At 62.1% G+C, this 12,156-nt stretch carries 14 protein-coding genes and 1 tRNA gene; 10 read left to right on the top strand and 5 right to left on the bottom strand.

The genetic code is table 11. From position 1 onward, the window contains the following. Window positions 1-5: 5 nt before the first annotated feature. From NTA49_RS11615 to NTA49_RS11595, 5 genes are all read right to left on the bottom strand, one after another. A complete protein-coding gene (locus NTA49_RS11615; RefSeq protein ID WP_258294950.1) occupies window positions 6-1,220 on the bottom strand; it encodes an NADP-dependent isocitrate dehydrogenase in 1,215 nt (404 codons plus the stop codon). A gap of 203 nt (window positions 1,221-1,423) precedes the next feature. After that, the gene (locus tag NTA49_RS11610; RefSeq protein WP_261368277.1) at window positions 1,424-1,843 is read right to left on the bottom strand and encodes a DUF7282 domain-containing protein; all 420 of its coding nucleotides are present in this window, start codon (window positions 1,841-1,843) and stop codon (window positions 1,424-1,426) included. 100 nt (window positions 1,844-1,943) lie between these two features. Continuing rightward, on the bottom strand, window positions 1,944-2,561 hold the full coding sequence (locus tag NTA49_RS11605; protein ID WP_258294947.1) for an HD domain-containing protein: 618 nt from the start codon (window positions 2,559-2,561) through the stop codon (window positions 1,944-1,946). An 8-nt stretch (window positions 2,562-2,569) separates the two neighbouring features. After that, window positions 2,570-2,806 (bottom strand): hypothetical protein, encoded by a 237-nt coding sequence (locus tag NTA49_RS11600; protein WP_258294945.1) that lies wholly within the window; start codon window positions 2,804-2,806, stop codon window positions 2,570-2,572. Then, entirely contained in the window at window positions 2,806-3,459 is a 654-nt protein-coding gene (locus tag NTA49_RS11595) for an alpha/beta hydrolase (protein WP_258294943.1), read from the bottom strand. Before NTA49_RS11595 ends, NTA49_RS11600 begins: the two co-directional genes overlap by 1 nt. Before the next feature lie 183 nt (window positions 3,460-3,642). Here NTA49_RS11595 and iscR point away from each other — a divergent pair, with 183 nt between their 5' ends. From iscR to NTA49_RS11545, 10 genes are all read left to right on the top strand, one after another. Next, window positions 3,643-4,104 carry a Fe-S cluster assembly transcriptional regulator IscR gene (gene iscR / locus NTA49_RS11590; protein WP_258294942.1) on the top strand — a complete coding sequence of 154 codons (462 nt, stop codon included), beginning with the start codon at window positions 3,643-3,645 and terminating at the stop codon, window positions 4,102-4,104. Window positions 4,105-4,148: 44 nt separating this feature from the next. Further along, window positions 4,149-5,216, top strand: coding sequence for a cysteine desulfurase family protein (locus NTA49_RS11585; RefSeq protein ID WP_258294941.1), 1,068 nt, complete (start codon window positions 4,149-4,151; stop codon window positions 5,214-5,216). A gap of 31 nt (window positions 5,217-5,247) precedes the next feature. Beyond that, window positions 5,248-6,774, top strand: a complete 1,527-nt coding sequence (gene sufB / locus NTA49_RS11580; RefSeq protein ID WP_258294940.1) for a Fe-S cluster assembly protein SufB — start codon at window positions 5,248-5,250, stop codon at window positions 6,772-6,774. A 3-nt stretch (window positions 6,775-6,777) separates the two neighbouring features. Then, on the top strand, window positions 6,778-7,578 hold the full coding sequence (locus tag NTA49_RS11575) for a polysaccharide pyruvyl transferase family protein (protein WP_258294939.1): 801 nt from the start codon (window positions 6,778-6,780) through the stop codon (window positions 7,576-7,578). 28 nt (window positions 7,579-7,606) lie between these two features. Next, window positions 7,607-8,362, top strand: coding sequence for a Fe-S cluster assembly ATPase SufC (sufC, locus tag NTA49_RS11570; protein ID WP_258294938.1), 756 nt, complete (start codon window positions 7,607-7,609; stop codon window positions 8,360-8,362). Further along, window positions 8,362-9,645, top strand: coding sequence for a Fe-S cluster assembly protein SufD (gene sufD / locus NTA49_RS11565; protein WP_258294937.1), 1,284 nt, complete (start codon window positions 8,362-8,364; stop codon window positions 9,643-9,645). The genes sufC and sufD overlap by 1 nt, the downstream gene beginning before the upstream one ends. Further along, window positions 9,645-10,130: a hypothetical protein gene (locus NTA49_RS11560; RefSeq protein ID WP_258294936.1), complete on the top strand. Its 486-nt coding sequence runs from the start codon at window positions 9,645-9,647 to the stop codon at window positions 10,128-10,130. Before sufD ends, NTA49_RS11560 begins: the two co-directional genes overlap by 1 nt. After that, on the top strand, window positions 10,127-10,708 hold the full coding sequence (locus tag NTA49_RS11555) for a YIP1 family protein (protein WP_258294935.1): 582 nt from the start codon (window positions 10,127-10,129) through the stop codon (window positions 10,706-10,708). Before NTA49_RS11560 ends, NTA49_RS11555 begins: the two co-directional genes overlap by 4 nt. Window positions 10,709-10,713: 5 nt before the next feature. Next, the gene (locus NTA49_RS11550; RefSeq protein WP_258294934.1) at window positions 10,714-11,934 is read left to right on the top strand and encodes a cysteine desulfurase; all 1,221 of its coding nucleotides are present in this window, start codon (window positions 10,714-10,716) and stop codon (window positions 11,932-11,934) included. A 97-nt stretch (window positions 11,935-12,031) separates the two neighbouring features. Beyond that, window positions 12,032-12,108: transfer RNA gene (locus NTA49_RS11545), tRNA-Arg, on the top strand. Window positions 12,109-12,156: the final 48 nt, after the last annotated feature.

Genomic DNA, 12,156 nt, shown 5'->3' with positions numbered 1-12,156 from the left:
AGAGATCAGCCATTCAGCGCTGCGTTCAGGTTCTCGTCGACTTTCTCAAGGAACCCCATCGTGGTCAGCCAGCCCTGATCGGGGCCGACCAGCAGCGCCAGATCCTTGGTCATGAAGCCGCTTTCGACCGTGTCCACGACGACCTTTTCCAGCGTGTTGGCAAATTCGGTCAGGGCCGCATTGTCGTCCAGCTTGCCGCGATGTTTCAGCCCACCGGTCCACGCATAGATCGACGCGATCGAGTTGGTCGAGGTCTGCTCGCCCTTCTGGTGCTGACGATAGTGGCGGGTGACGGTGCCGTGGGCAGCCTCCGCCTCGACGATCTTGCCGTCGGGGGTCATCAGCAGCGAGGTCATCAACCCGAGCGAGCCAAAGCCCTGCGCCACGGTGTCGGATTGCACGTCGCCGTCGTAGTTCTTGCAGGCCCAGACATAGCCGCCCGACCACTTCATCGCCGAGGCGACCATATCGTCGATCAGGCGGTGTTCGTACCAGATGTTCGCCGCCTTGAACTTGTCTGCGAATTCGGCGTCATAGACCTCCTGGAAGATGTCCTTGAAGCGCCCGTCATAGGCTTTGAGGATGGTGTTCTTGGTCGACAGATACACCGGATAGCCGCGGATCAGCCCGTAGTTGAGCGAGGCGCGGGCAAAGTCGTAGATCGAGGCGTCGAGGTTGTACATGCCCATTGCCACACCGGCGGCGGGGGCGTCGAAGACCTCGCGTTCGATGGTTTCGCCGTCTTCGCCCACGAATGTCATCGTCAGCTTGCCCGGTCCGGGAAAGCGGAAGTCGGTGGCGCGGTACTGGTCGCCGTAAGCGTGACGGCCCACGACGATCGGTTGGGTCCAGCCCGGCACCAGACGCGGCACGTTCCTGCAGATGATCGGCTCGCGGAAGATCACGCCGCCCAGGATGTTGCGGATGGTGCCATTGGGCGAGCGGTACATGCGTTTGAGGCCAAATTCCTCGACCCGCGCCTCGTCGGGCGTGATCGTCGCACATTTGACGGCGACGCCCACCTCCTTGGTCTTTTCGGCGGCATCGACGGTGATCTGGTCGTCGGTCGCATCGCGGCTTTCGATGCCCAGATCGTAATAGAGCAGGTCGATGTCGAGATAGGGCAGGATCAGTTTCTTCTTGATGAACTCCCAGATGATGCGGGTCATCTCGTCACCGTCCATCTCGACGATGGGGTTCTCTACCTTGATCTTGCTCATGGTCGTTTCCTTTTCCACGGGGACGTTTGCAGTTGCGCCCGATGTAGCGCAGAAACATCCCATCGAAAAGGGTGTATACAATAGTATACCGTTTGATCTGGCTGAAAATCGTCCAGTTACCAGAACGCCGCCGTCATGGGGGGACGACGGCGCTCGGTCTGCCTCTTGCGGCGCGATTGGGCACGCCTCTGCTCGGCAGGTCTTTACTTGGCGGTGATGACCGTCATGACCAGCTTGTCGTCGATCCTGATCGGCCCGTCTTCCTTGGCGCCAAGCGTGTATTCAAAGACGCCGGTTTTCATGCCGCCGGCTTCGCTGTGCACCATCAGCATCAGCATGTCGCCCGATGCCACGTCTTCCTGAAGGATGGCGGCCACGTCCATGTTTTCGCCCTTGCGCAGCGGCGCATAGCCGACGACGGGGCCGGGTGCCATCTCGGCATCGGTGCGGTGCACGACCAGCCAGCCGTTTTCGCCTGCGGTGATCTTGTCAGCCGACACGACGCCGTTCTCGACGCTTTGATCGGCTGCCTCGACGGACGGTGCCATCGCGTGTGCTGCGGCGAACACGCCTGTGGCGGTGACGGAAAGGGCGAGTGCGATAAGTGTGGTTTTCATCTTCATGATCCTCCTTGGTCTGTCATATGCCGGCCAGAGTGCATCTGACCCGGTCAAACACAGTCACGCAAAGAACGCGCGGAAGTTTCAGAGGTTGTAAAAAAATTCAGCGGTTCGCGAAAAAGCTGACCAGCAGGGGGCGCAGCCAGGCCCAGATCACCGGTGCACCGCGCTGGATCGGCACGCCGACGCGGGTGTCCATCTGGTCCATGGTGACATCGTATTCGGTCCATGTGCCGCCGCCGCTGTGCAGGTTGCCCACGGGCGTCTGCGTGCGGTCGATGGCCTTGGCGAATTGTGCGTCGGGGGTCTGGGCCGCCTCGAATTCATCCCAGAGCGCGCGAAAATCGCGGGCCTGATCGTCGGGCAGCAGGTTGAACAGGCGGTCGGCGGCGGCGGCTTCCTTCAGCGCCATCGCGGCGTGGTCCACATGCCCGTGGATCGGGGCGTCGCCTGCGTCTATCTCGACGATGTCGTGGATCAGCAGCATCTGCATCACGCGGGTGGCATCGACGCCGTCGCCCGCGTGTTCCGCCAGCACGCAGGCATAAAGCATGATGTGCCAGGAATGTTCGGCCGAATTTTCATGCCGCGAATTGTCCAGCAGCCTTGAGGCGCGCAGGATGCCCTTCAGCTTGTCCGCCTCGCGCAGGAATGCCATCTGGCGGTTGAGGCGGTCGTGCTGGTCTGCGGTCAGATCGGGCAAGGGAGCGGATTGCGTCATCGCTGGTGCTATCCGTCCGACTGGGCCTGAAACTCCTTGAGTTTCTTGACCAGAAACGCGCGGCCCTGCTGTTCGGCCATCCGGGTGCGGATCGCCGTCAGAAACGCCTCTTCCAGCGTTTGCGACGATGCGCCCAGAACTTCGCCCAGCTTCATGAACAGCCGGTCATCGCCGATCTTGCGTTGAACGGCGATGCATTCCTCGGCCAGCTTGTTGGCCATGTCGAGAACGGACTGGTCGGTCATCAGCGGCTGTTTTCGGTCAGACGTCGTTTCACATAGTCGGTGGTGGTGTCGATCAGCGTATCCAGATGCGGCTCTTCAAAGAAGTGACCGGCGCCTTCGACTTCGGTGTGGGTGATGGTGATGCCCTTTTGCTCGTGCAGCTTGTTGACCAGCGACGTCGTATCGGCGGGCGGTGCCACGCGGTCGGCGCTGCCGTTGATCACCAGACCCGAAGCGGGGCAGGGCGCCAGGAACGAAAAGTCGTACATGTTGGCAGGTGGCGACACCGAAATGAACCCGGTGATCTCGGGGCGGCGCATCAGCAACTGCATTCCGATCCACGCGCCGAAGGAAAAGCCCGCGACCCAGCAATGTTTCGAGTTGTTGTTCATCGACTGCAGGTAATCCAGCGCCGATGCCGCGTCTGACAGCTCGCCGATGCCCTGATCGTATTCGCCCTGGCTTCGGCCGACGCCGCGGAAATTGAACCGCAGGACGGTGAATCCCATGTTGTAGAAGGCATAATGCATCCGGTGAACCACCTTGTGATTCATCGTGCCGCCGAACTGGGGGTGGGGATGCAGAACGATCGCAATCGGTGCGTCACGTTCTTTTTGCGGGTGATAACGGCCTTCGAGACGGCCTTCGGGTCCGGGAAAAATGACCTCGGGCATGGGCATCCTGTGATTTGGCGTTTCAAGGACCGGATTTCTTGACGAAATCACTCGGCTACCTTAGAACGGTTCTAATTGGAGCGACGGGCGCTTGCGACCAACGCGGTTCAAAGGGATGTAGGCCCTTGGCGCGCAGAGGTCAATCTGTCACTGCGTCGGGCGGTATCTTGTGGAGTGGACGATATGAAGCTGTCAACGAAGGGGCGTTACGCGATGGTCGCATTGTCTGACATCGCCTTGCAGCCCGCGGGGTCCTTGGTGAACCTCGGCGATATCGCGACCCGCCAGTCGGTGTCGCTGCCCTATCTGGAACAGCTTTTCGTCAAGTTGCGGCGCGCCAATCTGGTGGCGTCGGTGCGCGGACCGGGCGGCGGTTACAGGCTGGCGCGGCCAGCGTCCGACATCCGCGTGGTCGACGTGCTGAGCGCGGTCGACGAAAAGGTGGACGCGATGCACAAGGGGGCAGGTGCCTCGGGCGGGACCTCGGGCAGCCGCGCGCAATCGCTGAACAACCGGTTGTGGGAGGGGTTGAGCGCGCATGTCTACGTGTTCCTGCATCAGACCCGGCTGTCAGATGTGATCGACAACGAACTGGCACCCTGTCCGGCGGTGCCGAACCTGTTTGCGGTGGTCGACGAGCTGTAATCGTGGGCGATGTCCGAAACCGAATTGAAACCTGAGAAGTGAACATGCGGATCTATCTGGATCACAATGCAACCAGCCCTTTGCGGGCCGAGGCGCGCAGCGCGATGATCGCGGCGATGGACCTGGTGGGCAATCCGTCCAGCGTTCATGCCGAGGGGCGCGCGGCCAAGTCGCTGATGGAGCGGGCGCGTGCGGACGTGGCCGAGGCACTGGGGGCAGAGGACGCGGATATCGTGTTCACGTCCGGTGCGACCGAAGCGGCTGCGCTGGCCTGTGCCGGGCGCGATCTGGCGGGCGCTGCGGTGGAACATGACGCGGTTGGTGCCTGGGTGCGCGATGCGCTGGCGGTGGATGCGCAAGGTGCGGTGACGGTGGACGATCCGGGCACATCGGTCCTGCAACTGGCGAACTCGGAAACCGGGGTGCTGCAACAGGTGCCCGCAGGCATCGCCGTCTGCGACATGACGCAGGTGTTCGGCAAGCTGCCGCTGGATTTCATGGCGACGGGCGCGCGCATGGCGCTGGTGTCGGCGCACAAGCTGGGCGGGCCCAAGGGCATCGGCGCGCTGGTGCTGCGGCGCGGGCAGGAGGTGCCTGCGCAGATCAAGGGGGGCGGGCAGGAAATGGGCCGCCGGTCGGGCACCGAGAACATCATCGGCATGGTCGGTTTTGCCGCCGCCGCGAAGGCCGCGATGCGCGATGTGAACGACGGGCACTGGGACCGGGTTGCGCAACTTAGAAATATTCTAGAAAACGGGCTTGAGGCTGCGTCAAGGAAGACTATTTTTGTCGGGAAAGATGCGAACGATTTGGAATCGCCAAAAGCGGTCGCGCGTCTGCCCAACACCAGCTGTTTCGTGACCCCCGGATGGAAGGGCGAAACGCAAGTGATGCAGATGGACCTGGCCGGATTTGCCGTATCGGCAGGATCGGCCTGTTCCAGCGGCAAGGTGCGCGCCAGCCGTGTGCTGACCGCGATGGGCTTTTCGCCCGCCGATGCCGCCAGTGCGGTGCGCGTGTCGCTGGGGCTGGAGACGACAGAGAATGATGTGCTGCGGTTCATAGAGGCATGGACCGACAAGCTGAGCAAACACGAGGCGCGCGCCGCTTGACGCGCGGCGCCTTAATGGAAGGAAGTCTGGTTTGGACAAAGTATTGGAAAACGACGGCGTCAAAGAAGGCGTCGATCAGGAGACCGTAGATGCCGTTCGCGAGGTTGGCGGCGCCTATAAGCACGGTTGGAACACCGATATCGAGATGGAATATGCCCCCAAGGGGCTGACCACGGACATCGTCAAGCTGATCTCCGAGAAGAACGAAGAACCGGCCTGGATGCTGGAATGGCGGCTGGAGGCCTACGCGCGCTGGCTGACCAAGGAAGAGCCCGATTGGGCGATGGTCGACTATCCCGAAATCGACTTTCAGGACCAGTATTACTATGCGCGTCCCAAAAGCATGGAGGTCAAGCCGAAGTCGCTGGACGAGGTTGATCCCAAGCTGTTGGAAACCTACGCCAAGCTGGGCATTCCGCTGAAGGAACAGATGATCCTGGCCGGTGTCGAGGGTGCCGAAAATGCCCCTGCCGAAGGCCGCAAGGTCGCCGTGGACGCGGTGTTCGATTCCGTATCCGTCGGCACCACCTTTCAGGCCGAGTTGAAGAAGGCGGGTGTGATCTTCTGCTCGATCTCCGAGGCGATCCGCGAATACCCCGACCTGGTCAAGAAATACCTGGGCTCGGTCGTGCCGGTCAGCGACAACTTCTATGCGACGCTGAACTCGGCCGTGTTTTCGGACGGCTCGTTCGTCTACGTGCCGCCGGGTGTGCGCTGTCCGATGGAGCTATCGACGTATTTCCGCATCAACGCGGAAAACACCGGACAGTTCGAACGCACGCTGATTATCGCGGACAAGGGCAGCTATGTGTCCTATCTGGAAGGGTGCACGGCGCCCGCGCGCGACATCGCGCAGCTGCACGCCGCCGTGGTCGAAATCATCATCGAAGAAGACGCCGAAGTGAAATATTCGACCGTTCAGAACTGGTATCCCGGTGACGAGAACGGCAAGGGCGGCATCTATAACTTCGTGACCAAACGCGCCGATTGCCGGGGCGACCGGGCCAAGGTGATGTGGACACAGGTGGAAACCGGGTCGGCCGTGACGTGGAAATACCCATCGTGCATCCTGCGCGGCGACGACAGCCAGGGTGAATTCTATTCGATCGCCATCGCCAACAACATGCAGCAGGCCGACACCGGCACCAAGATGGTGCACCTGGGCAAGCGGACCAAATCGCGCATCGTCTCCAAGGGCATCAGCGCGGGCCGCGCGCAGAACACCTATCGCGGTCTTGTGTCGATGCACCCCAAGGCCAAGGAATCGCGCAACTATACCCAGTGCGACAGCTTGCTGATCGGCGACAAATGCGGGGCGCACACGGTGCCCTATATCGAGGTCAAGAACAACTCGAGCCGGGTCGAGCACGAGGCGACCACGTCCAAGGTGGACGACGACCAGCTGTTCTATTGCCGCTCGCGCGGGATGGACGAGGAAGAGGCCGTCGCATTGGTCGTCAACGGGTTCTGCAAGGACGTGTTGCAGGCGCTGCCGATGGAATTTGCGATGGAAGCCCAGGCACTTGTCGCGATTTCGCTGGAAGGGTCGGTGGGCTGATCCATGACTGCGGGCGCGCCCATAGCTCTGCATTGGTGGAAGGCGGTGCCGAATTTCGGCGACGCGATTTCCGCCATGGTGGTGGCCCATGTGTCGGGCCGCCCCGTGACCCATGCGGGCGCGGGCGCTGCGGATCTGTTCGCCATCGGCTCGATCATCCAGGTGGCGCGCCGGGCGCATCAGGACGCCCGCGCCGACGGGGTGAAACCGTGGATCTGGGGCAGCGGCATGCTGGCGCCGGTGAACCGCGATTTCCTGCCCAATGTGCAGATCGCGGCGGTGCGCGGGCCGGTGACGGCAGCGCTGTTGCAGATCGAGACCGACAGGTTTGGCGACCCCGGTCTGCTGATCTCGGACGTGATTGCAGATGTGCCCAAGCGCACCGACCGGATCGGCATCGTGCCGCATCACACGCTGGTGGACGAGACGGCGGCAGTTGTGACCGATCCGCGCTATTTGCTGATCGACCCACGTGGCGACGCCACAGAGGTTTGCCGCCAGATTGCATCCTGCGCCCATGTCTTCGCCTCGTCATTGCACGGGCTGATCGTGGCCGATGCTTTCGGTGTGCCGAACACATGGGTGGCCCCGAGCGGTCAGGGCCACCTGAAATTTCATGACTACGCGGCGGGCGTGGGGCGCAGTCTGATTGCACCCATCGCATTGGGTGATATTGCAGGCTTCGACATGGCCTCTGCCCAGCCACCGCAGGCCTATGCGCAGGGCATCGACCGCGCCCGCGCCGCGCTGAAGACCACATTCCCGGCACCTTTGCGTGCCGCACCGCACATGGCGTCAGCCTGACGCCCCGAGATGAAGAAAGAGAAAAGATATGTTGAAGATCAATAACCTGCACGTGCAACTTGAAGAAGAAGACAAGCAAATCCTGAAGGGTGTGAACCTTGAGGTCGAGCCGGGCAAGGTGCATGCGATCATGGGCCCCAACGGCTCGGGCAAATCGACGCTTTCCTATGTTCTGGCGGGCCGTCCCGGTTACCAGGTGACCGAAGGCACCGCACATCTGGGCGACGTCGATCTGCTGGACATCGAACCCGAAGAGCGCGCCGCCGCCGGTCTGTTCCTTGCGTTTCAGTATCCCGTAGAGATCCCCGGCGTGGGCAACATGACCTTTTTGCGCACCGCCGTGAACGCGCAGCGCAAGGCGCGCGGGGAAGAGGAAATGAGCGCGGCAGATTTCCTCAAGGTGATCCGCGCCAAGGCGAAGGATCTGAAGATCGACGCCGACATGCTGAAACGCCCCGTCAACGTCGGCTTTTCCGGCGGCGAGAAAAAGCGCAACGAAATCCTGCAGATGGCGATGCTTGAGCCGAAAATGTGCATCCTCGACGAGACGGATTCAGGACTGGACGTCGATGCGATGAAACTGGTCTCCGAAGGCGTGAATGCCCTGCGCGATGAAGGTCGCGGGTTTCTGGTGATCACCCACTATCAACGTCTGCTGGATCACATCAAACCCGATGTGGTGCACATCATGGCGGACGGTCGTATCATCAAAACCGGCGGTCCCGAGCTGGCGCTGGAAGTCGAGAACAACGGCTACACCGATATCCTGTCCGAGGTGGCGTAATGGCAGCCCCCAAACAGATCAACACCACCGAGACCGAGGCGCGCATCGACACGCTGACCCTGCCGCAGGACGGATGGTCGGCTGCGTCGCGTGCCGATGCGCAGAGCCGTCTGCGCGCGATGGGCCTGCCGGGTCGTCGTGACGAGTACTGGAAATTCACCCGTCCCGACGCGCTGGTGCAGGCAGATGTGCCCGCAGCCGAGGTGTTCCAAAGCGACGAAGCGCCGCTGATGGACGGCCAGCCCTGCCTGCGCGTGGTCTTTGTCGATGGCGTGTTTGACGCCGATGCCTCGGACGATCTGGCGCTGGAGGGTATCGAGATCAGCCGCCTGGCCGATACCTCTGCCGATATCCACTGGGCGCAGTCGCTGCATGGCACGCTGGAAACCGCAGGGCAAAGCCCGGTGGCGCGTCCGCTGGCCACGCTGGCGACCGCCTATGCCACCGACGGTCTGCTGATCCGGGTGACCGGCCAGCCCGACAAGCCGGTGAACGTGATCTACAACCGTTCGGGCGACAGTGCCGACGTGATGCTGCACCATGTGGTCAAGCTGGAGCAGGGCACCAAGCTGACGCTGTTGGAAAGCGGCCCTGCGGCTGCGCGCCTGAATACGGTGATGGAGGTCGATGTGGCCGACACCGCCGCATTCCACCATGTGCGCACGCAAGGACGCGACCACCAACGGCTGGCCGCGACCCATGTGTTTGCGCGTCTTGGCACGGAAAGCATCTTCAAGTCATTCACCATGACCGCGAATGGCAAGATGACCCGCAACGAATGCGTGCTTGAGCTGACCGGTGACGATGCCGTGGCCCACGTGGCGGGTGCCTGCGTCGGCGACGGCGATTTTCACCACGACGATACGGTTTTCATCACCCATGACGCGGTGAACTGCGAAAGCCGCCAGGTGTTCAAGAAGGTGCTGCGCAACGGTGCCACCGGTGTGTTTCAGGGCAAGATCCTGGTCAAGGCCGGTGCCCAGAAGACCGACGGCTATCAGATCAGCCAGTCGTTGCTGCTGGACGGCGATAGCCAGTTTCTGGCCAAGCCCGAGCTTGAGATCTATGCCGATGATGTGGCCTGTTCGCACGGTTCGACCTCCGGTGCGATCGACGAAGAGGCGCTGTTCTACCTGCGGTCGCGCGGTGTGCCCGAGGATCAGGCGACGAACCTGCTGACGCTGGCGTTCCTGGCCGAAGCGGTTCAGGAAATCGAGGACGAGGACCTGCGCGCCGACATCGAAACCCGCATGTCGGGTTGGCTTGAGCGTCACCGGACCTGATGGCTGTCACGACCGACATCGTGGCCACCTACCGGGGGCCGGCTGCGGTGATCCGCAAACTGCTGGGGCAGGGCACGCGTGAAGACCGTGCCCTGATCTATGTCATGGCCGGGTGCCTGATCGTCTTCGTGGCGCAATTGCCGCGCCTGTCACGGGTGGCGCATCTGACCGGGCAGGATTTCCAGATGCTGATGGGGGGCACGCTGCTGGCGTGGGTCTTCATCATGCCGCTGGTTCTGTATATTCTTGCGTTCCTCGCCCGGATGGTCGGCAGGCTGCTTGGCGGGCAGGGCACCGGCTATGGCGCGCGTCTGGCGCTGTTCTGGGCGGTGCTGGCCTCCAGCCCGCTGATATTGCTGCACGGTCTGGTCGCGGGCTTCATCGGCACGGGGCCTGCGTTGACCTCGGTCGGCGTGATCTGGCTCTGTGCATTTGGATGGTTCTGGATCGGCGGATCATTGGCTCAGGAAAGGGCAGCGGCATGAGCATGCGTGATTTCAATTGGGGCGGGCTGATCGCGATGTCCCTGCGCGCGCCGCGCATGGCGGCGGCGACGTTGATCAATCTGAACCTGCCAAGTGGTGTGATCTGGACCGCGCTGGCGCTGGTCAGTTGCGGCAACGCCATTCTGGCGGGCATATCCGAGCTGATCTTTCCGTCGCCGATGGAAATACCCGCTGTTCTGGCCAATCCGCTGATGTTGTTCGTGCTTTTGGCCGGGGGCGTGGTGATCTCGTCCTATGCGCTGGTCTGGGGCGGATCGAAATTTGGCGGAGACGGTCGTCTGGAAGACGTCGCCATCGTGCTGACCTGGCTGCAGGCCCTGCGTGCGCTGGCGCAGGCCGTGGTCGTGGTGCTGGCGATCCTGTCGCCGGGGCTTGCGGGGCTGTTCGCGATGGTGGTGATGTTCGCGGGTCTGTGGATCATGGCGAATTTCGTGGCACAGGCGTTGAATTTTGCCTCGGCCTGGAAGGCGTTCGGCCTGATGCTGGGCCTGATGGTAGGGTTTGTTTTTGTCATCGTCCTGTTGCTGATGCTGACAGGGTTCGGAATGGGTGGGTGATGCCGATGTATGATGTTGCAAAGATACGGGCCGATTTTCCGATCCTCGCGCGCGAAGTGAACGGCAAGCCCTTGGTTTACCTCGACAATGGTGCTTCGGCGCAAAAGCCGCAGGTGGTGATCGACGCGATCACCCAAGGCTATGCCCATGAATATGCCAACGTGCACCGCGGCCTGCATTACCTGTCGAACCTGGCCACTGATAAATATGAGGCCGTGCGCGGCACCGTCGCGCGTTTTCTCAATGCCGCGTCCGAGGATCACATCATCTTCAATTCAGGCACCACCGAGGGCATCAATATGGTCGCCTACGGCTGGGCCATGCCACGGCTGCAGGCAGGGGACGAGATCGTGCTGAGCGTGATGGAACACCACGCCAACATCGTGCCCTGGCATTTCCTGCGCGAACGTCAGGGTGTCGTGATCAAATGGGTCGATGTGGACAGCACCGGCGCGCTGGACCCGCAGGCGGTGATCGACGCCATCGGCCCCAGGACCCGGCTGGTCGCCGTCACGCATATGTCCAACATGCTGGGCACGAAGGTCGACATCAAGACGATCTGCGCCGGGGCCCATGCCAAGGGCGTGCCGGTTTTGGTCGACGGCAGCCAGGCTGCCGTGCATATGCCCGTGGATGTGCAGGATCTGGACGCGGATTTCTACGCGATCACCGGGCACAAGCTTTACGGCCCGTCGAGTTCCGGCGCGATCTATGTGCACCCCGACCGGATGGCCGAGATGCGCCCGTTCATGGGCGGCGGCGACATGATCCGCGAAGTGACCAAGGACGCGGTGATCTACAACGATCCGCCGATGCGCTTCGAGGCCGGAACCCCCGGCATCGTCTCGATGATCGGTCTGGGCGTGGCGCTCGAATACATGATGGGCCATGGCATGCAGGCGATTGCCGATCACGAGGCAGGATTGCGCGACTATGCCGTGCAGCGTCTGGGCGGTCTCAACTGGTTGCAATTGCAGGGCACCACCGCCGACAAGGGCGCGATCTTCAGCTTTACGCTTGAGGGTGCGGCGCACGCGCATGACGTCTCGACGATCCTCGACAAGAAGGGCGTCGCGGTGCGCGCGGGCCAGCATTGCGTCGGCCCGTTGATGGAGCACATGGGCCTGACCGCAACCTGCCGCGCGTCCTTTGGCATGTACAACACGACGGCTGAGGTCGATGCCCTGGTTGACGCGCTTGAGTTGGCGCACGACCTCTTTGGCTGAGGTTGGCGATTTCTCTCTGCGCGCGGGGCACCATCTGCCGCAGCGGGGCATTTAACAATTGCAGGTGCTGCGCCCCAAAGCTATACCGCCTCCAAGTGGACCATTAGCTCAGCTGGATAGAGCGCTGCCCTCCGAAGGCAGAGGCCAGAGGTTCGAATCCTCTATGGTCCGCCATTTCACTTCGAACTTAGCGATAAGATGCGCAGGCTTTCGGCCGTGACG

It is taken from the genome of Pseudosulfitobacter koreensis, assembly GCF_024733015.1.
In the GTDB taxonomy this organism is placed as follows: Bacteria; Pseudomonadota; Alphaproteobacteria; order Rhodobacterales; family Rhodobacteraceae; genus Pseudosulfitobacter; species Pseudosulfitobacter koreensis.
The sequence above is the reverse complement of the archived record's forward strand: the minus strand, read 5'-3'. Positions and strand labels throughout refer to the sequence as shown.

Coding starts and splice junctions, on each gene's coding strand:
- NTA49_RS11615 (WP_258294950.1), bottom strand. CDS start 1,220: ATGAGCAAGATCAAGGTAGAGAACCCCATCGTCGAGATGGACGGTGAC.
- NTA49_RS11610 (WP_261368277.1), bottom strand. CDS start 1,843: ATGAAGATGAAAACCACACTTATCGCACTCGCCCTTTCCGTCACCGCC.
- NTA49_RS11605 (WP_258294947.1), bottom strand. CDS start 2,561: ATGACGCAATCCGCTCCCTTGCCCGATCTGACCGCAGACCAGCACGAC.
- NTA49_RS11600 (WP_258294945.1), bottom strand. CDS start 2,806: ATGACCGACCAGTCCGTTCTCGACATGGCCAACAAGCTGGCCGAGGAA.
- NTA49_RS11595 (WP_258294943.1), bottom strand. CDS start 3,459: ATGCCCGAGGTCATTTTTCCCGGACCCGAAGGCCGTCTCGAAGGCCGT.
- iscR (WP_258294942.1), top strand. CDS start 3,643: ATGAAGCTGTCAACGAAGGGGCGTTACGCGATGGTCGCATTGTCTGAC.
- NTA49_RS11585 (WP_258294941.1), top strand. CDS start 4,149: ATGCGGATCTATCTGGATCACAATGCAACCAGCCCTTTGCGGGCCGAG.
- NTA49_RS11575 (WP_258294939.1), top strand. CDS start 6,778: ATGACTGCGGGCGCGCCCATAGCTCTGCATTGGTGGAAGGCGGTGCCG.
- sufC (WP_258294938.1), top strand. CDS start 7,607: ATGTTGAAGATCAATAACCTGCACGTGCAACTTGAAGAAGAAGACAAG.
- sufD (WP_258294937.1), top strand. CDS start 8,362: ATGGCAGCCCCCAAACAGATCAACACCACCGAGACCGAGGCGCGCATC.
- NTA49_RS11560 (WP_258294936.1), top strand. CDS start 9,645: ATGGCTGTCACGACCGACATCGTGGCCACCTACCGGGGGCCGGCTGCG.
- NTA49_RS11555 (WP_258294935.1), top strand. CDS start 10,127: ATGAGCATGCGTGATTTCAATTGGGGCGGGCTGATCGCGATGTCCCTG.
- NTA49_RS11550 (WP_258294934.1), top strand. CDS start 10,714: ATGTATGATGTTGCAAAGATACGGGCCGATTTTCCGATCCTCGCGCGC.